The sequence below is a fragment of the Georgenia sp. TF02-10 genome, assembly GCF_022759505.1.
In the GTDB taxonomy this organism is placed as follows: Bacteria; Actinomycetota; Actinomycetes; order Actinomycetales; family Actinomycetaceae; genus TF02-10.
On the sequence record NZ_CP094289.1, the window covers coordinates 3,366,844 to 3,385,743 of the forward strand.

The 18,900-nt window shown below is 75.8% G+C and carries 15 protein-coding genes; 5 read left to right on the forward strand and 10 right to left on the reverse strand.

The genetic code is table 11. From position 1 onward, the window contains the following. Positions 1-47 precede the first annotated feature (47 nt). The 4 genes from pcrA to MF406_RS15305 all read right to left on the reverse strand — a co-directional run bounded on the left by pcrA (position 48) and on the right by MF406_RS15305 (position 5,438). A complete protein-coding gene (gene pcrA, locus MF406_RS15290; protein WP_242895439.1) occupies positions 48-2,726 on the reverse strand; it encodes a DNA helicase PcrA in 2,679 nt (892 codons plus the stop codon). An 84-nt stretch (positions 2,727-2,810) separates the two neighbouring features. Further along, positions 2,811-3,293 (reverse strand): DUF456 domain-containing protein, encoded by a 483-nt coding sequence (locus tag MF406_RS15295; protein WP_242895441.1) that lies wholly within the window; start codon positions 3,291-3,293, stop codon positions 2,811-2,813. A gap of 259 nt (positions 3,294-3,552) precedes the next feature. After that, positions 3,553-4,233, reverse strand: a complete 681-nt coding sequence (locus MF406_RS15300; RefSeq protein WP_242895443.1) for a response regulator transcription factor — start codon at positions 4,231-4,233, stop codon at positions 3,553-3,555. Then, on the reverse strand, positions 4,230-5,438 hold the full coding sequence (locus MF406_RS15305) for an ATP-binding protein (protein ID WP_242895445.1): 1,209 nt from the start codon (positions 5,436-5,438) through the stop codon (positions 4,230-4,232). The genes MF406_RS15300 and MF406_RS15305 overlap by 4 nt, the downstream gene beginning before the upstream one ends. A gap of 99 nt (positions 5,439-5,537) precedes the next feature. Between MF406_RS15305 and MF406_RS15310 the strand changes: the two genes are divergently transcribed. Both MF406_RS15310 and MF406_RS15315 read left to right on the forward strand, forming a co-directional pair. Further along, positions 5,538-7,652: a PspC domain-containing protein gene (locus MF406_RS15310; protein ID WP_256463902.1), complete on the forward strand. Its 2,115-nt coding sequence runs from the start codon at positions 5,538-5,540 to the stop codon at positions 7,650-7,652. Further along, positions 7,649-8,278: a hypothetical protein gene (locus MF406_RS15315; protein WP_242895449.1), complete on the forward strand. Its 630-nt coding sequence runs from the start codon at positions 7,649-7,651 to the stop codon at positions 8,276-8,278. Before MF406_RS15310 ends, MF406_RS15315 begins: the two co-directional genes overlap by 4 nt. A gap of 81 nt (positions 8,279-8,359) precedes the next feature. On the opposite strand, the gene MF406_RS15320 is transcribed toward MF406_RS15315, so the two are convergent. The 5 genes from MF406_RS15320 to MF406_RS15340 form a co-directional block, all read right to left on the reverse strand. Beyond that, on the reverse strand, positions 8,360-8,866 hold the full coding sequence (locus MF406_RS15320) for an aromatic ring-opening dioxygenase LigA (RefSeq protein WP_242895451.1): 507 nt from the start codon (positions 8,864-8,866) through the stop codon (positions 8,360-8,362). Between the two features lie 356 nt (positions 8,867-9,222). Beyond that, positions 9,223-9,372: a hypothetical protein gene (locus tag MF406_RS15325; protein ID WP_242895453.1), complete on the reverse strand. Its 150-nt coding sequence runs from the start codon at positions 9,370-9,372 to the stop codon at positions 9,223-9,225. A gap of 597 nt (positions 9,373-9,969) precedes the next feature. After that, positions 9,970-11,220 carry a glycosyltransferase family 4 protein gene (locus MF406_RS15330; protein WP_242895455.1) on the reverse strand — a complete coding sequence of 417 codons (1,251 nt, stop codon included), beginning with the start codon at positions 11,218-11,220 and terminating at the stop codon, positions 9,970-9,972. Beyond that, on the reverse strand, positions 11,217-12,818 hold the full coding sequence (guaA, locus tag MF406_RS15335; RefSeq protein ID WP_242897826.1) for a glutamine-hydrolyzing GMP synthase: 1,602 nt from the start codon (positions 12,816-12,818) through the stop codon (positions 11,217-11,219). The genes MF406_RS15330 and guaA overlap by 4 nt, the downstream gene beginning before the upstream one ends. 210 nt (positions 12,819-13,028) lie before the next feature. Further along, positions 13,029-13,841 carry an SDR family NAD(P)-dependent oxidoreductase gene (locus tag MF406_RS15340; RefSeq protein ID WP_242895457.1) on the reverse strand — a complete coding sequence of 271 codons (813 nt, stop codon included), beginning with the start codon at positions 13,839-13,841 and terminating at the stop codon, positions 13,029-13,031. Positions 13,842-14,287: 446 nt separating this feature from the next. On the opposite strand from MF406_RS15340, the gene MF406_RS15345 reads away from it, so the two are divergent. Further along, a complete protein-coding gene (locus tag MF406_RS15345) occupies positions 14,288-14,629 on the forward strand; it encodes a hypothetical protein (protein WP_242895464.1) in 342 nt (113 codons plus the stop codon). A gap of 73 nt (positions 14,630-14,702) precedes the next feature. Here the strand turns inward: MF406_RS15345 and MF406_RS15350 are convergent, their stop codons facing one another. Further along, the gene (locus MF406_RS15350; RefSeq protein WP_242895466.1) at positions 14,703-15,086 is read right to left on the reverse strand and encodes a DUF3817 domain-containing protein; all 384 of its coding nucleotides are present in this window, start codon (positions 15,084-15,086) and stop codon (positions 14,703-14,705) included. A gap of 128 nt (positions 15,087-15,214) precedes the next feature. Between MF406_RS15350 and MF406_RS15355 the strand changes: the two genes are divergently transcribed. Both MF406_RS15355 and MF406_RS15360 read left to right on the forward strand, forming a co-directional pair. Further along, on the forward strand, positions 15,215-17,116 hold the full coding sequence (locus MF406_RS15355) for an ABC transporter ATP-binding protein (RefSeq protein ID WP_242895468.1): 1,902 nt from the start codon (positions 15,215-15,217) through the stop codon (positions 17,114-17,116). Beyond that, a complete protein-coding gene (locus MF406_RS15360; protein ID WP_242895470.1) occupies positions 17,116-18,849 on the forward strand; it encodes an ABC transporter ATP-binding protein in 1,734 nt (577 codons plus the stop codon). Before MF406_RS15355 ends, MF406_RS15360 begins: the two co-directional genes overlap by 1 nt. The last annotated feature ends 51 nt before the right edge of the window (positions 18,850-18,900 follow it).

The window sequence follows — 18,900 nt, forward strand, 5'->3', positions numbered from 1 at the left end:
TCGCGGCGAGTGGGCACAGGCGGTGGCGACGACCTGGCGTGCAGCCCCTACAGCTTGGTCACCGGCGAGTAGCGCAGCAGCAGCCGCTTGGTCTGCCCGCCGCCGAAGTCGACCTTGGCGACCGCGGAGGACTCCGCCCCCTCCAGCCCGATGACGGTCCCGACGCCGTAGCTGTCGTGGGTGACCTTGTCCCCGATCTCCAGGCTGGGGATCTCGCCCGCCGGGCGCGGGGTGGCCGAGCCGAACCGGGCGCCGGTGCTGGGCGCGGCCGGCCCGTCGGCGCGGCCGCGCGGCCCGCCGGGCCGGTCGGTGCGCCGGGCCGTCCCGTCCCCGCCCCGCCAGCCGCCGCCGAACCCGTTCCCGCCGCGCCCAGGCCGGGCGCCGTCGGGCCGGCGCAGGGCGTCCATCGAGGACTCCGCCCGGCGCCAGTCCACCAGGCCCGCCGGGATGTCCCCGAGGAACCGGGAGGCCGGCAGCTCGTGCGGCATGCCCCAGGCGGTGCGGACCGCCGCCCGGGACAGGTAAAGCCGCTCCCGCGCCCGGGTCAAGGCGACGTAGGCGAGCCGGCGCTCCTCGGCGAGCTCGTCCTGCTCGGTGAGCGAGCGCTGGTGCGGGAAGGTGCCGTCCTCCAGCCCGGTGACGAAGACGACCGGGAACTCCAGCCCCTTGGCGGTGTGCACCGTCATCAGGGTGACCTGGCCCTGGTCGGCGGCGTCGTTGTCGGGGATCTGGTCGGCGTCGGCCACCAGCGAGACGCGCTCGAGGAAGTCCGCCAGGTCACCCTCCGGCTCACGCTCGGCGAACTCCACGGCGACGGCGTGCAGCTCGGCCAGGTTCTCCACCCGGCCGGCGTCCTGCGGGTCCTCGCTGGCCCGCAGCTCGGCCAGGTAGCCCGAGCGGTCCAGGGCGGCGTCGAGCAGCTCGGCGGGGGTCGCGCCGGCCGCGAGCATCTCGCGCAGGCCGGTGAGCAGCTCGTGGAAGGCCCGCACCTGGTGCCGGGCACGGGTGGTGAGCCCGCCGACCGCCGGGACGGCGCCGTCGGCCGGCTCCGCCGCCGCGTCCGCGACCGCCTGCCCGAAGGAGACCCGGTGCCGCTCGGCGTACGTGGCAAGCGCCTCCTCGGTCCGCTCCCCCAGGCCCCGCTTGGGGACGTTGAGGATGCGGCGGAGGTTGACGGCGTCGTCGGGGTTGACCACGGCCCGCAGGTAGGCCAGGGCGTCCTTGATCTCCCGGCGCTCGTAGAACCGGGTGCCGCCGACCACCTTGTACGGGATCCCGGCGCGGACCAGCACCTCCTCCAGCGCCCGGGACTGGGCGTTGGTCCGGTAGAAGACGGCGACGTCGCCCGGCCGTGTGCCGCGCTCGTCCTCCAGCCGGTCGATCTCCTCGGCGATGAACCGGGCCTCCTCGTGCTCGGAGTCGGCCACGTACCCGACGATGAGCGGGCCGTCGCCGGCGTCGGTCCACAGGTTCTTGGCCCGCCGGTCCCGGTCCTGGGAGATGACAGCGTTGGCGGCGTTGAGGATGTTCTGGGTGGAGCGGTAGTTCTGCTCGAGCAGGATGGTCGAGGCGCTCGGGTAGTCCTCCTCGAACTCCAGGATGTTGCGGATGGTGGCGCCGCGGAAGGCGTAGATGGACTGGTCCGCGTCCCCGACGACGGTGAGCTCGGCGGGCGGCACGGCGGCGCCGTCGGCCGCGCCGTCGTGCTGGCCCGTCCCCGGCCGGGCGGGGCCGTCCTGACCTCCTCGGGCCGCGCCGTCGTCCGCCCGGTCCACCCCGGCCAGCTCGCGGACCAGGACGTACTGGGCGTGGTTGGTGTCCTGGTACTCGTCGACCAGGACGTGGCGGAAGCGGCGCCGGTAGTGCTCGGCGACGGCGGGGAAGGCCTGGAGCAGGTTGACGGTGACCATGATGAGGTCGTCGAAGTCCAGGGCGTGGGCCTGCCGCAGCCGCTGGTTGTACAGCGCGTAGGCCTCGGCCAGGGCTCGGTCGAACCGGTTGTTGCCGACGGAGCGGGCGTAGTCCTCCGGGTCGATCAGCTCGTTCTTCAGGTCCGAGACCTTCCGGGAGAACGCCCGGGGCGGAAATTGCTTGGGGTCCAGGTCGAGCTGGCGGCACACCAGCGTCATCAGCCGCTGGGAGTCGGCGGCGTCGTAGATGGAGAAGCTGGACCGCAGGCCCAGGGTGGCGTGCTCGCGGCGCAGGATCCGCACGCAGGCGGAGTGGAAGGTCGAGACCCACATCCGGCGGGCGGCCGGGCCGACCAGGGCCTCGACGCGCTCGCGCATCTCGGCGGCGGCCTTGTTGGTGAAGGTGATGGCCAGGATCTCCCCGGGCCGGGCGCGGCCGGTCGCCAGCAGGTAGGCGATCCGGTGAGTCAGCACCCGGGTCTTGCCCGAGCCGGCGCCGGCCACGATGAGCAGCGGCCCGCCGGTGTGGACGACGGCGGCCCGCTGCTGCGGGTTCAGGCCCGCCAGCAGCGCCTCGGGGTCGGGTCGGCCGCCGCCCGGCCCGGCTCCGGCGGGCCCGCCGTCGTGACCGTCGGCGTGGCCGGCGGCGCGGCGCCGCGCCCGGGCCACCGGGTCCTCGGCAGGGGCGTCGGGACCGGCGGGCGGGGCCGTGGCCGGGGCCGCGGCGTCCCCCGCCGGCGCGACGGCGACCGGCAGCGGCGGGTGCTCGGCCCGCGCGAGGCCGGGCAGCGGCAGGTTGTCGAACAAAGAGATCATGACCTACCCATGCTAGGCGTCCGCACCGACACCACGGCCGCCCGCCCACAGCGTCGGGACACCGGCAGCCGACCACCCACGCCGTCAGGTCACCAGCAGCCCGACCACCCACGCGCCGGTGGCGACGAGCGCGCCGGCGAGCTCGATGAGGATCGTCAGGCCGGTGGCCTTCATCGCCAGGACGGTCGCGCGCCAGGCCTCAGCGTGGTTGCGGCGCCGCTGCGTCTCGGCGAGGTAGACGCCCAGGACGAAACCGATGGGCAGGCCCACGACCGGGATGACGAAGAAGCCGACGACGCCGAGCAGCGCCCCGACGAGCATGGTCCGGCCCGGCACACCCCCGGCCTTGAGGTACCGGCCGGCGTAGACGTACTTGGCGACCCCGGCGCCGAGGACGGCCAGCGCCGCGACCACGGCGACCGCCCAGCCGGCGCCCCCGCCGGTCCACACGCCCCAGGTGACCACCGCCGCGAGCACGACGAGGCTGCCCGGGTAGAGCTGAATGACCGCGCCGACCAGGCCGACGGCGATGACGAGACCGACGATCAGCTCACCTGCGGGCGGCACGGCACCTCCGGGCAGCGGTGGGGAACACCATGGCGCTCACCCTATTGGGGGTGCCGTCGCCGCCATCGGGACGAGCGGTCGGCACAACCGGGGCGACGTCGGGCGAGGAGCGCGCCTGCCGGGCCGCCGACCCCTCGGACCCCGTGACCAAAATGGCCTCCGGAGTGGATCGCGTGCGAGATCGGCACGCGATCACCTCCGGAGTGGGTTTTGGTCATCCGGTGCGCAGGTGCCGCCGTCGTCCCGCCGATCCGGACCCTCACACCAGCCGCCGGGCCGCCGCCCACCGGGTCAGCTCGTGCCGGGAGGAGAGCTGGAGCTTGCGGAGCACGGCGGAGACGTGGGTCTCGACGGTCTTGATGGAGATGAACAGCTCTGCGGCGACCTCCTTGTAGGTGTAGCCGCGGGCGATGAGCCGCATCACCTCCCGCTCCCGGGCGGAGAGCCGGTCGAGCTCGTCGTCCCGGACGGCCAGGTCGGTGGCGCCGGTGCCGAAGGCGTCCAGGACGAAGCCCGCCAGCCGCGGGGAGAACGCCGCGTCCCCGGCGGCGACCCGGCGCACCGCCTCGGCCAGCTCCTCGGCGCTGATCGCCTTGGTCACGTACCCGCGGGCGCCGGCTCGGATGACCGCGACGACGTCGTCGCTGGCGTCGGAGACGGACAGGGCGAGGAACCGGGTGGCGGGGGGCGGGCCGCTGGTCCGGACCACCTCGGCGCCGCCGCCGCCCGACCCGCCGGGGAGGTGGACGTCGAGCAGGACCACGTCCGGGCGCAGCGCGGCGACGGCGGCCACCGCACCCTCGACGTCGGCGGCCTCGCCGACGACGTCGATGTCCGGGGCGTGCCGGGCGAGCTCGGCCCGCACCCCGGTGCGCACCAGGGCGTGGTCGTCGACGATGAGGACCCGGATCTTGCCCGGGCCCACGGCGGGATCGGTCATCGGTGCTCCTTCCGGGGCAGCGAGAGGTGAACCTCGGTGCCGGTGGGCTTGTGCCGGACCTCGGCGTCGCCGCCGTGCCGGCGCATCCGCCCGACGATGGACTCGCGCACGCCGTGCCGGTCGGCCGGGACCGTGGCGAGGTCGAAGCCGTCCCCGCGGTCGCGGACGAAGACCTCCACCGCCTCCGGGCCGACCTCCACGTACACGCTCACCGGCGGCCGGCCGTGGCAGACGGCGTTCGTCAGGGCCTCCCGGGCGGCGGCGACCAGGGCCGCGGTGGATTCCTCCGGGACGGCGTCCCCGGCGGTGACGACGTCGATCGGCAGCCCGCGCAGGTCCTCCACCTCGGCGGCGACCTGCCGCACGGCGTCGGCGACCGAGGATCCCGGGGCCGGCCGGTCGGTGTAGAGCCAGTCCCGCAGCTCGCGCTCCTGGGCCCGGGCGAGCCGCGCCACCTCCTCGTTCCCGTCGGCGCGGGAGCGGATCATGGCCAGCGTCTGCAGCACGGAGTCGTGCAGGTGGGCGGCGATGTCGGCCCGCTCGGCCTCCCGGGCCCGGGCCTCGCGCTCGGCGCCGAGGTCGTGCACCAGGCGGAGCAGGAGCGGGGCCAGGACGACGGCGACCCCCGCCACGAGCGCGAGGCCGGCGGCCGCGCCGCGCAGCAGCACCATCGGGCTCTCCCCGCGGCCGACGAGCAGCAGCGAGCCGAGGACGGCGAGCGCGACGCCGGCGCCCACCCGGGCGAGGCCGGCGCCGCGGGCGGGGGTGCCGGCGCGGCGCGCCTCGGCGAGCTGGCCCCAGGCCAGCGCCGCGCCGGCGGCGACGGTGAGGGCCGGCACCAGCCAGCTGGTGGCCACCTGACGGTCGGCGCGGGCGAGCAGGAGCAGCCCGGCGGCGACCAGCAGGGCCAGGGCGACCACGACGTCGCGGGCCGGCCCGGTGAGCGCCGCCGGGCGCAGCCGGGGCGCCAGCCGGGCCCGGCCGGCCGGGAGCGGCTCGTCGGGCTCCCCCGGCGGGACGGTGAGCCACAGCCACAGGTACATCACCGCGCCCGCACCCAGGGCGGCGGTGGCCAGGACGAAGCCCCACCGCACGAGGCCGACGGGCAGGCCCAGGTGCGCGGCCACGCCGGCGCAGACCCCGGCCAGCCACCGGCCCCGGCGGGGGCGGCGCAGCGGCGCCCGGACGGGGCTGACGGCGGTCACGCGCTCATCGTCACACGCCCGGTGCCGCCTGCCGCGGGTCCGGGGCCGGAACCAGGGGCGGGAGGGCGCACATTCAGGGTCCGACCAGGGTGGTACCCGATGGTTCCCGACGATGTCGCCCGGTTGGCTGGAGCCGTGAGCACGAACGCGCCCGGCGGCGACGAGCCGCCCAGCCCCCCGCCCACTCGGGAACCCGCCGCAGGTACCGGCTCCCACGGCCCCCGCCCCCGCGAGCCGTACGCCGGCAACCCTCCGGCCGGTGGTCTCTACGCCGGCGACTACCCCCGGCCCGGCGGACCGTTCGCCGGCAACCCCCCGGGCGGTGGGCCGTACGCGGGCAACCCTCCGGCCGGAGGTCCCTACGCCGGCGACTACCCCGGCAACCCCCCGGGCGGTGGGCCCTACGCCGCCAACCCCCCGGGCGGTGGGCCCTACGCCGCCAACCCCCCGGGCGGTGGGCCGTACGCGGGCAACCCCCCGCCTGGCGCGCCGTACGCCGGCGGCTACCCTGCCGGTACGCCAAGATCCGGCGGTCAGTCGGCCTTCTTCGCCTCGCTGCGCCGCTCGGGGATCTGGCGGGGGCAGGACCGGTGGATCGGCGGTGTCGCGGCCGGGGTGGCACGCCGACTAGGTGTCGACCCGCTGCTCATCCGCGGGGTCCTGGTCGTCCTGACCCTCTTCGGCGGCCTCGGCCTGCTCCTCTACGGCATCGGCTGGGCGCTGCTGCCGGAGGAGTCCGACGGGCGCATCCACCTGCAGGAGGCGTTCCACGGCAACGTCGACGCCGCGCTCGCCGGTGCCGTCGCGTTCGTCATCGTCGGCCTGGCCCGCCCGGGCACCTGGTGGGGCGGCTGGGACTTCTGGGACCTGTGGTGGTCCCTCGTCTCCATCGGCACGGTGGCGCTCATCGTCCTCGGTATCTACGCCCTGGCCCGGCGCGGCTCAGCCCGGCCGAGCGAGCCGACTGGGCCGGCCGGACCGGCAGGGCGGGGCGGACCGGCAGGTCCGGGCGGACCGGCCGGACCAGGCGGGTCGGCGGGCCCAGCGGGACCGGCGGCGGGCGTGCCGTTCGCACCCGGCCAGGAGCGCGCGACGGCGGAGCGGTCAGCGGCCCAGTGGCCATCGGCGCCCGCCCCGACCACGGCCGCCGCTGCGACCGATCCGGACCCAGGGAGCCCGTACCGCCCCGCCGACCTCGACCGAGGGAGCCCTGACCGACCCGACCCGGCGTCTGCCGACTGGCGGGCGTCGACCGATCGTTCCACCGCGGCTCCCGACTGGCCGGCGTCGCCCGGTGGTTCCACCGCAGCCCCCGACCGGCCGGCATCGCCCGGTGGTTCCACCGCAGCGTCCGCCTACGCCACCGCTGCTGGGATGCCCGCCTACGCGTCCGCGGCCTACACGACCGCGTCCCGACCCGCGCCGGTCGACGTCGGGCCGGCCCCCGAGGCCCCGGCAACCCGCGCCACACGGTATGCCCCACCGGTCCCGCCCAAGCCGGTGCCCCCAGGCCCGGGCTCGACGCTGGTAGCGGTCGCCCTCGCCGTCGCCCTGCTCGCCGTCGCCGGCGTACTCCTGTGGGACCGGTGGGCGACGACGGGATGGATCGCGCCGCTGGTCGCCGGCGGCGCCGTGCTCGCCGTGCTGGGCCTCGCCGCGCTGGGTGCCGGGCTGGCGGGCCGCCGCGGCGGCGCCCTCAGCGTCCTGGGCGTGCTGCTGGCGCTGGTCGTCCTGCCTGGGGCGGCCGTGGCCAGTGCCGTGCCGGGGAACCTCGGCGCCACCGGTGGCGTCCGCTTCGGTGACATGTGGGTCACCCCGCGCACCGCGGCCGAGGCCGAGGCCGGCGCGAACCTGGCGGCCGGCTCGCTGGACGTCGACCTCACCGAGCTCGACCTCGACGGCGGCACCACCCGGATCCCGATCGACTTCGGCGCCGGTGACCTCCGGGTGCTGCTGCCGGCGGACGTCTCCGCCGTGGTGCGGGTCGAGCTCGGCGCGGGTCAGATCAACACCGACGGTTCCCCCGGCTGGTCCGCCAGCTCGATCGGGTCGGGCGACGGCGTTACCGGAGATTCCCGCGATCAGATCATCTGGGCCAGCGGCATGGGCATCACCACCGAGCTGACCTCGCCCGCAGCGCAGGACGGTGGTGCCGATCTGACCGTCGACATCACCGCCGGCGCGGCCGACATCCTGATCGAGGAAGAGCAATGAACGAGCCCACCCGACCCGACCGTCCGACCGAGCCCCTCCGGAGCGACAGACCGGAGCCCGACACCACGGCGGAGCTGCCCACGGAGCCCGGGGCCACCATCGAGCTGCCGACGGAGCCCGGGGCCACTACCGAGGTGCCGACCGACCCCGGGGCCACAACCGAGCTGCCGACCGACCCCGGGGCCACAGCTGAGCTGCCGACCGACCCCGGGGCCACCACCGAGCCACCTTCAGGTGGCGGGGCTACGGCCGAGCTGCCCACCGATGCTGCATCGGCATCCGCCAGGCCGGAGCCGGCCGCCGCCGCACGTGGGGCTGCTGCCCCGGACGACGCGGTCAGCACCGGCCTCCCCGAGGACCTGTCCGCCCGGACCGCTGACCCCCCGGCCGCCGCGCCACCTGTGTGGTCCGCAGCGAGCGTCCCGGCCGAGCGCGGGCCGCACGGCCCCCGGACCGGGACGGTGGTGCTCGGCCTGCTGCTCGCCCTGTGCGGCATAGGAGCTGTCGCGATCGGGCTCGGCGCCCCCATCGACCTGCAGCTGGCGGTCATCGTCCTGCTCGTCGTGGCCGCCGTCGCCCTGCTCCTGCTCCCGCTGCTGCAGCGCGGCCGGCGCAACCGCGACTGACCAGGACACGGAACAGCGCCGTGAGCCCGAGGCTCACGGCGCTGTCGCGTCCGGCCGGGGAGGGTCCGGCCGGGGATCAGCTCACCGGCTCGCGCCGGCGTAGGCCGCCTCGCGGGTGGCGGCGGGAACCGCGGCGGGACGGGCAGCGAGGCTGGTCAGCGCCCAGCCGACCAGGCCGAACAGCACGCCCAGGCCCATCACGAGCGCGGCGACGCCGTAGGACACCACCGAGGTGAACAGGGACGCCCGCAGGAAGGAGGCGTTCATGACCGTGGCGCGCTGGGCCTGCAGCTCGGCGTGCTCGGGAGAGCCCTCTTCCACCTCGTGCATCGCGTCGCCGAGCTCGGCGTAGGTGCGGCCCTCGGTGCCGGCCAGTGCGTGCTCGTTGATGATGTTGGCCTGGGCGTAGGCGGAGAACGGGCCGTCCACCCGGTCGCCGGCGAGCATCGGGGAGTCCTCGGGAACGGTGATGTTCTCTGCCTTGAGCTGGGAGGTCACCATTCCCCAGGTGACACCGCCGGCGATGATGAAGAGGATGCCAGCGATGATGGCGATGATGCCGGCGAGCCGCGCGGGCTTGCTGTTCATGGTGAGTGTCCTTTCGGGATGGTCCTGCCGGTGGTCCGGCGTTATGTCGGGAAGGGGCGGATCGCCCGTTCTGCGTACGTGAGAACGTTACGAGCGGTTTTCGGGCCGCTGGCAGACGAAGGTCCCGGGTCGGGGGCGGCCGGAGCGGCGTGGCCCCGGCGGCCCAATTAGCCGGATCAATCCGGGGCCTCCCGACACTCTTGCCGCCTCCTCCAGCGAGCCGTCGTGATCGGTCGCTGGGAAGACGGTCTGGGCACCGCTCCGGCTCCGAGCCGCGAGGAGGGCCACCCGGGCGACCTCGCGCTGCACGGCGACCTCGCGGTCTGGTTCCGGGATCTCCTCGCTCATCCGGTGGGCTACGTTGCCGTGGCCGGGCGGAGCTCGGGGAACCGGGACTCCCACATCTCGCGGACCCGGCGCGGCAGCATCAGCTCGGGCCAGACGGCAACCAGGCGGTCACGGTTGAGCACGCTCACCAGGTCCTCGACGGTCCCCTCGGCAAGCACGGCGCGATAGCCAGCCCGACACCGCCGGGCTCGTCCGGGTCGACGCGACCCCCGCCGGGTGCCCACAGCACCGAATGAGACAGCTCGACCACCCCGCCGATCGGCCCGTGCAGCTGGTCCAGGCTGTCGACCACCGCGTACGGCTTCACGTCGCGGAAGAACACCCGATCATCAGGTGGGCTGGGCGGGCTGCTGCCCGGCTGGCTGGCCAATCACATACCTCCCTCCTCGTGCTCAGGCTGGGACTCACCGGAGACGGTACTGGTCGGGTTCCGGTGGGGTCGGTTCCGGTGATGAGCTTCGGTGAGTCGGCTTCGGCGTGTCTGCGGGCCGGGCTCATCAGCCGGTGGGGGTCACCAGAAACGACCGCTTCCGGGCGAGCTCGGCCGCCGTCGTCGACGACGCGGACACGCCAGCGAACCGCGGCAGACACCAGCACCCCGATGGGGAGGCCATCGTCGGCATCATGGCCGTGCTCGCGCAGCTCCGCGTCGCCACCATCCTGCAGAACACATGCCGCGGCCTGGCCCACGCCCAGGGGCCGGGTGGGCGACCGCCCGTCGGTGATGACTCCCGAGCGCCACGGCCATGGTGCAGCTACCGAACGGCTCCGCTGGCCGCCCGGGCGACGGCGTAGAGCCGGTCGGCGGCGGTGAGCACGTCGGCCCAGTCGGCCGCCGGGGGCACGGCGGCGTTGTGCCGGAGGATCGGGCCCAGCGGACCGCCGGGGGTGCCGAGCGTGACGAGCGCGCGGGCCAGCGCGGCGTCGGCGGCGGCGTCGTCGAGGCCCGCGGCCCGGTCCGCGGTGAGCAGCCCGTCGACCCCGTCGGTGATGAACTCGCTGACCCCGGTGCCGCGGCCGGCGACGACCGCGAGCCCGGCGGCGCGCGCCTCGAGCGCGGCGATGCCGAAGGCCTCCAGCCGGGCGGGCGCGACGAAGACGTGGACGCCGGCGTAGTGGGCGCGCAGCCGGTCGTGGTCGACGCGGCCGGGCAGGTCGACGACGGCGCCCAGGCCCAGCCGGGCGACCTCGGCGCGGACGGCACCCTCGGCCGGCCCCGCGCCGATGAGGGTGAGGGTCAGGCCCGGCGCGCCGGCGGCCCGGAGGCGGGCGTGCGCACGAGCGACGAGCCGGACGAGCGGCACGGCGCGCTTACGCGGTGCCAGCCGCTGGGTGGCCACCACCCGCAGCGGCCCGGCCGGCGGTAGCGGCGCCCGGCCGACGGCGGGCGGGGCCCAGGCCGCCACGTCGACCCCGTTGGGGAGCACGAGCACGTCCTCCTCGGGCCGGTCGAACACGGCCGCCACGCGGCGGCCGGCGACGGCCGAGACCGCGGAGAGCGCGACCGGGGCGGTGCGCCACCCGGTGGGTCCGGCCAGCGCCCGGTATAGGCCGGTGACGCCGTCGAGCATGCAATGCCAGGTGAGCGCCAGCGGCAGGCCGAGCCGCAGGGCCGCGCGGGCGCCGGCGTAGGCGAACGGCGAGAGCACGCCGGCGTGGACGTGGACGACGTCGGGCCGCAGCGCCGACAGGTGCCGGCGCAGGAGCGGCCGCTCGAGCGGGTGGACGGGGACGCCGAAGGTCAGCGGGGTGGCGAGCCGGTGCACGACCGGGCCGTCGCCGTCGGCTGGGGGCGGGTCGCCGGCCGGACGCGGGCCGCCGCCGGGGTGGTTCCCGCGTGCGGGGTGCCGGCCGCCGTTCGCGGGGTGCGGGCCGCCGTCGGCCGTGGCGGTGAGGACGTGGACGTCCAGCCCGGCCCGGTGCTGGTGGGCGGCGAGGTCGCGGACCTGCGTCTCGATGCCGCCGACCCGGGGCGGGTAGCAGTCCGAGACGTGCGCGACCCTCACTCCCACTCGATGGTGCCGGGGGGCTTGCTGGTGACGTCGAGGACCACCCGGTTCACCTCCGGGACGGTGTTGGTGATGCGGGTGGAGATCCGGGCCAGGACGTCGTAGGGGACGCGGGACCAGTCGGCGGTCATCGCGTCCTCGGAGGAGACCGGCCGGAGCACCACCGGGTGGCCGTAGGTGCGGCCGTCCCCCTGCACGCCGACGGACCGGACGTCGGCGAGGAGGACGACCGGGCACTGCCAGATGTCCCGGTCGAGGCCGGCGGCGGTCAGCTCCTCGCGGGCGATCGCGTCGGCGGCGCGGAGGATCCGCAGCCGCTCGGCGGTCACCTCGCCGATGATCCGGATGCCCAGGCCGGGGCCGGGGAAGGGCTGGCGCCAGACGATGCTCTCGGGCACCCCGAGCTCGAGGCCGACGGCGCGCACCTCGTCCTTGAACAGGGTGCGCAGCGGCTCGACGAGCTCGAACTGCAGGTCCTCGGGCAGGCCGCCGACGTTGTGGTGGGACTTGATGTTCGCCGCACCCTCGCCGCCGCCGGACTCCACCACGTCGGGGTAGAGGGTGCCCTGGACGAGGTAGCGGACCTCGGCGCCGGGGCCCTCGTGGGCCTCCTCGACCACCTCGCGGGCGGCGTCCTCGAAGACCCGGATGAACTCCCGGCCGATGATCTTGCGCTTGGTCTCCGGGTCGCTGACCCCGGCCAGGGCGGTGAGGAACCGGTCGGCGGCGTCGACGACCTTGAGGTTGACCCCGGTGGCGGCGACGAAGTCCTGCTCGACCTGCTCGGCCTCCCCCGCCCGCAGCAGCCCGTGGTCCACGAAGACACAGGTCAGCTGGTCCCCGACGGCCCGCTGCACCAGGGCGGCGGCGACCGAGGAGTCCACCCCGCCGGACAGGGCGCAGATGACCCGGCCGGAGCCCACCTGGGCCCGGATGGCCTTGACCTGCTCGGCGATGACGTTGCCCGGCGTCCAGGTGGGCCGCAGCCGGGCGCCGTCGTAGAGGAACCGCTCAAGGGCCTCCTGGCCGAGCACCGAGTGCCGGACCTCCGGGTGCCACTGCATCCCGTACAGGCGCCGCTGGCGGTCCTCGAACGCGGCGACGGGCGCCCCCGGGGAGGTGGCGAGGACCTCGAAGCCCTCGGGGGCGGCCCGCACGGCGTCCCCGTGGGACATCCACACGGTCTGCTGATCGGGCGAGCCGGCGAGCAGCTCGCCGGGGTCCTCCACCCGCACCGGGGTGGAGCCGAACTCCCGCTCGCCGGTCCGGGCGACGTCGCCGCCGAGCGCGCGGGCCATGGCCTGGAAGCCGTAGCAGATGCCGAGCACCGGGACGCCGGCCTCGAACAGGGCCGGGTCGGTGGCCGGCGCGCCCTCCTCGTACACCGAGGCGGGCCCGCCGGAGAGGATGACGGCGGCCGGGTCCTTGGCGAGGATCTCCGGCACGGGCGTCGAGTGCGGCACGATCTCCGAGTACACGCCCGCCTCGCGCACCCGGCGGGCGATGAGCTGGGCGTACTGGGCGCCGTAGTCGACCACGAGGACGGGCCGCGGGTGGGCGACGGCGGTCGGGGGCGGCGTCGGCTGGTCGGCCAGCTGCTCCGAGGTGCTCACCCGGTCCAGGGTACTGTCCGGCCCGGCGCTGGGGCGGGGGCGTCCGGGGTGCTGCCGGGGCACGGGCGGCCGGTGGGTGCGGGTGCCGGAGCGGCCCGGTGGCGGAGGGGGCCGGTGGTGGGGGCCGGTGGCGGAGCGGGCCGGTGGCCGAGGGGGCGGCGTGGTGGGGGCGGCGTCAGCCGACGTGCGGCGTCAGCTGAAGTGCTGGCCGCCGTTGACGTCCACGACGGTGCCGGTGACGAAGGCGGCGCCGGGCGAGGCCAGCCAGCCCACCGCGGACGCGACGTCCTGGGGCACCCCGGCCCGTCCGAGGGGGATGCCGGCGACCGTCTCGGCCTTGGCGGCGGGCGTGGTGAAGGTGTCATGGAAGGGCGTCGCCTCGATGAACCCGGGCGCGACCGCGTTGACCGTGATGCCCCGGGGCGCGAGCTCCTTGGCGAGCCCGCGGGTGAACCCGAGCAGGGCGGCCTTCGCGGTCGCGTAGGCGGTGGCGCCGGGATGGCCGCCGGTGCGGGCGGCGAGCGAGGAGATCACGACGATCCGGCCGCCGGTCGGGATGAGCGGCAGGACGGCCCGGGTCAGCAGGAAGACGCTGTCGACGTTGAGTGCCTGGACGCGCCGGAACAGGTCGTAGTCCATGTCTGCGATGGGTGATCGCTCGACGAGGCCGCCGGCGTTGTGCACCAGCACGTCGACGGACCCGACCTCCTGCGCCACGAGGGCCGCGGCGCGGTCCACCTCGTCGGTGTCGGTCAGGTCGACGGCGACCGCGCGGGCCTCCTCGCCGGTGGCGCTGCGGAGACGCTCGAGCGCTGCGGGATCGGGTCGGTGGCTGCGGTAGGTCAGGACGACCCGGGCGCCGCGGGCGGCGAGGTCGGCAGCGATCGCGGCGCCGATGCCGACGCCGCCACCGGTCACCAGGGCCGTCTTGCCGTCGAGCTCAGCCGCTGCCCTGGGTGCCTCCGGCTCGGCCGCTGCCCTGGGTGCCTCCGGCTCGATGCTCACCCGTCGCACGATAGTGGCGGGCGCCGCCCGGGACGTCAGTGCGACGGGCCTCCCGCGACGGAAGGCGTTGTGGCGCACGCCGAAGGATCTGCCGACCGTGGGGCCGGAGGATTTCGGTCTACCGCTGGCCGGTGGCCGGCTGCACCGGTACGGTGGTGAAGACCCAAAGGTTCACGGTCGAATTACCAAGGGGGCTGAGGCACATCACCAATGGAGCTGCCATAATGAAGTCGCCGTCCGCCCGCTGAGGCATGCTGGTGCGGTTTCGGGCAGCCGGAGCGGAGTTTCCAGCCGGCGCTGATTCTCACGTGAACGTCCGGGGCGCCACCGAAATCACCAAGGTCCGAGGCGCCGTCGGCATCCAGAGGTGCCCGGTCCTGTCGACATTCAGGTGCCGGACGCCGCCAGCCCCAAAGGTGCAGGGCGCCGTCGAGAACACGACGTTCGTGCACGACCAGGTTCGGGAGGACACGATGCACCCAGGAGCAGCGGTCCCGCTGCCCACCGAGCAGACGCTGCGGGGCGCCCGTGAGGAGACCGGCGCCCCGGTCCCCGGCTACCGGTGGCGGGTGGCGTCGTTCTTCCTCGACGTCTGCGTGCTCCTGCTGGCGGCGGGGGTCTGGATCAGCGACCGCCCCTTCTTCCCCGCGACGGCGATGGTGCTCAGCGGGCTGGGTGTCGTGGTCGCGGCGATCGCTGCCTGGCGCTCCCCGCGCGGCCGACGTGCGTTCCCCCTCGTCCTGCTCGTGGCGGCGGCCCTGCCGGCCGCCGTCGCGGCGGTGCTCTAGCGGGCGCCGTCGGGATGGCGCTGCCGCGCCCGCCGCAGGGAAGGCGTGTGGGACCGGCGCCGGACGGCAGCGGTCAGCGAGCGCGGGCGGCGACCCGGGCGAGCAGCGCCGGCAGCTCGGCGGTGAACCAGCCCTGCGCCCGGCGCTCCATGACGAAGGACAGCACGGGCACGACGCCGCCGGCGATGAGCGCGACGATCCGGCCGAACCCCCAGCGCATGGTCGACCACAGGTTGAGCACGGCGGCGGCGTAGACGACGTAGATCCAGCCGTGGAGGATCGCCACCCAGGTGCCGAGCACCGGCTGGCCGTCGTTGAACCCGTACTTGAGCACCATCTCCAGGCACAGGACGAGCAGCATGGTCCCGGTCACGAACGCCATGACCCGGTAGAAGGAGAAGGCGCCGCGCGCCTTGCGCTCGGTCTGCTCGACGGCGGTCGGGGAGCTGGCGGACACGGCGGGACGACCTTCCGGACGGGTGCGGGCGGGTGGTCCCCAGTGTCTCACCCGCGACCGGAGTCTCGGGCGCGCTGCCGCGGAAAATCGCTCGCCCCCGGGGGCCGCCGCCGCGTAGGCTCGCCCGAGTGCTCGACTCCCCCCAGGGCGATCCTGGACACCCCCCGCTGACCTCGCCGCTGGCGCTGCTGCGCTGGCTCACGCGCCGGCAGGCGCCCCTCCTGGTCGTGGCCACCGCGGTGGCCGTGGTGAACTTCCTCACCTTCGCGGCCCTCCCGCTGCTCCTCGGCACCGCGCTGGACCAGGGGCTGAGCGACGGGCTCAGCCGGGGCCTGGTGCTGACCTGCGCCGGGATCGTCGCCGTCGGCCTGGTGCAGGCCCTCACCAGCTCCCTGGGGCACATCGGGGAGGTCGGCGCCTGGCTGAACGGGGCGATGCCCACCGCCCGGCTCGTCGGCCACCACGTCACCCGGACCGGGGACGCGATCAGCGACACCCTGCCCACCGGGGAGGTCGTCGCCACGGTCGCCTCGGACGCCTTCCACATCGGCAACCTGATGGAGCGCCTCCCCCGGTTCGTCGGGTCGGTCACCGCCTACCTCGTCGTCGCCGGCATCCTGCTCACCCAGTCCGTGCCCCTTGGCCTGGCCGTGCTGGTCGGCCTGCCGGTCACCACGGTGATCCTCGCGCTGCTCGTCCGCCCGCTGCACCGCCGGCAGGCCGCGCACCGGGAGGCCACCGGCCGGCTCACCACCCTCGGCAACGACACCGTCGCCGGGCTGCGCGTGCTGCGCGGCATCGGCGGCGAGGACGTCTTCGCCGCCCGGTACGCCGAGCAGTCCCAGCGGGTGCGCCGGGCCGGGGTCGCGGTCGCCGCCACCCAGTCGATCCTGGAGGCGCTGCAGGTCCTGCTGCCCGGGCTGCTCGTCGTCGGCGTGGTCTGGTTCGGCGCGCGCCTGGCGATGACCGGGCAGATCACCCCCGGCCAGCTCGTCACCTTCTACGGGTACACCGCCTTCCTGTCCATGCCGCTGCGGGCCACCACCCAGTTCATCCAGATGTTCACCCGCGCCCGGGTCGGCGCGAAGAAGGTCATCGACGTGCTCAGCGTCGTCCCCGCCGCCGGCACCCTGGACGAGAGCCGGGAGGCGGACGAGCCGGCGGCCGGGCCGGTGGCCGGGCGCCAGCCGGTGGACGGGCACCAGGCCGCGCCGGCGCCCGAGCAGGGCAGCCGCACCCCCGCGGCCGCGGCGGGCGACGGTCGGCTGGCCGCCCCCGCCGCCGGCGACGACCGGACCGCCGCCCCCGCCGGGGCCGAGCTGCTCGACACGGCCACCGGCGTCCGGATCCACCCGGGCCGGCTGACCGCCGTCGTCTCCGCCCGCCCCGACGACGCCGCCGCCCTGGCCACCCGGCTGGCCCGGATCGACGACGCCCAGCCGGTCGCCACCTACGGCGGCGTGCCGCTGCGGGACCTGCCGCTGGCCGAGGCGCGCCGGCGCATCGTGCTCGCCGGCGCGACCCCGCAGCTGTTCACCGGCACCCTGCGCGAGGAGCTCGACGTGCGTGAGCGCGCCACCGAGCGGGACCTCTACGACGCGCTGGAGACGGCCGACGGGCACGACGTGCTGGCCTCCATGCCCGAGGGCCTGGACGGGGAGATCACCGAGAAGGGCCGCTCCCTCTCCGGCGGGCAGCGCCAGCGGGTAGCGCTGGCCCGGGCGCTGCTCACCGACGCCGAGACCCTCCTCCTGGTCGAGCCCACCTCCGCGGTCGACGCGCACACCGAGGCCCGGATCGCCGCCCGGCTCGCCGAGCGGCGGCGCGGGCGGACCACGGTGGTGGTGACCGCCTCCCCGCTGGTGCTGGAGCACGCGGACGAGGTCGTCCTGCTCGACGGCGACCATGAGGTGGCCCGCGGCCGGCACCGCGACCTGCTCCGCCGGGCCGCCGCCGGCGAGCCGGCCGCCGCCGCCTACGCCGCCGTCGTCAGCCGGTCCACCGGCGCCGAGATGCAGGAGGTGCACTGATGCAGCTGCCCGTGGCCGACACCCGCACGGTGCGCACCGCCTCCTTCGCGCTGCTGCGCCGCTACCGGGGCTCCCTCACCTGGGTCGTCCTGCTGCAGGGGCTGGCCGCCGTCGCCGCGCTGGCGGTGCCGTGGCTGCTCGGCGACCTCGTCGACGCCGTCGCCGCCGGCACCACCGCCGGCGTGGTCAACGCCACCGCGCTGGCCATCGTCGGGGCGGTCCTCGTCCAGACGGTGGTCACCCGCTTCGCCCAGCGCGGCGCGATGGTGCTCGGCGAGGAGATCTTCGCGGCGCTGCGCGAGGACTTCCTCGGCACGGTCACCCACCTGCCGCTGTCCACCGTCGAGCGGGCCGGGACCGGGGACCTGCTCGGCCGCACCACCAACGACGTCGACCGGGTGCAGTTCACCGTGCGGTTCGGGGTGCCGCGGCTGCTCGTCTGCTCGGTCACCGTGCTGCTCACCCTCGTCGCGGCGCTGCTCGCCGCGCCGCTGGTGGCCCTCGCGCTGCTCGTCGGGGTGCCGCTGCTGGTGGTGGCGATGCGCTGGTACCTGGCCCGCGCCACCCCGGCCTACCTGCGCCAGTCCGCGGCGTACGCCCGGCTCAACGGCGTGCTCACCGAGTCCGTCGAGCACGCCGCGACGGTGGACGCCCTGGCGCTGGGCCGGCGGCGGCGCCGGCGCACCGACGAGGCGGTGCGCACCACCTGGGACAGCGAGAAGGAGACCCTGCGGCTGCGGGTGTACCTGTTCTTCTGGCTGGACCTGTCCTTCGCGCTGCCGGTGGCCGCGGTGCTGCTGTGGGGCGCCTGGCTGCTGGACAACGGCGCGGCCAGCCTCGGCGGGGTCACCGCGGTGGCCCTGTACGCCATCCAGGTCCGCAACCCCATCGACGAGCTGCTCTTCTGGGTCGACGAGCTCCAGGTCGCCCTCGCCTCCCTGGCCCGGATCTTCGGGGTGCGCCTGGTCGAGCCGGACCGCACCCCCACCGGCGCGCACCCGGCCGGGGCGGAGATCCGCGCCCGGCAGGTGCGGTACGCCTACCGGCCCGGGCAGGACGTCCTGCACGACGTCGACCTGGACCTGCAGCCCGGCGAGCGGCTGGCCGTCGTCGGCCCGTCCGGGGCGGGGAAGTCCACCCTCGGCCGGATGCTCGCCGGCATCCACCCGCCCACCGGCGGGAGCGTGACGGTGGGCGGGGTGCCGCTGGTGGACCTGACCGAGGAGGAGCTGCGCTCGCACGTGGCCCTGGTCACCCAGGAGCACCACGTCTTCGTCGGCACCCTGGCGGACAACCTGCGCCTGGCCCGCGCCGAGGTGACCGACGCCGAGATGGCCCAGGCGCTGGCCGCCGTCGACGCCACCGGCTGGGTCGAGCGGCTGCCGCACGGCCTGGACACCGAGGTGGGCTCGGGCGGGGCCGAGCTCACCCCCGCCCAGGCGCAGCAGCTCGCCCTGGCGCGGCTGGTGCTGCTGGACCCGCACACCCTGGTCCTGGACGAGGCCACCTCGCTGCTCGACCCGCGGGCCGCCCGGCACCTGGAGCGGTCCCTGTCCGCGGTGCTGGCCGGCCGCACGGTGGTCGCGATCGCGCACCGGCTGCACACCGCGCACGACGCCGACCGGGTGGCCGTGGTGGAGGACGGCCGGATCGTCGAGCTCGGCACCCACGAGGAGCTGGTCGCCGCCGGCGGGGAGTACGCCGCGCTGTGGCGGTCCTGGCAGCAGGAGTGACGCCGGGCGGCGGAGGCGGCCCGGTCTAGCGACGGCGGGCGGCGGGCGGCC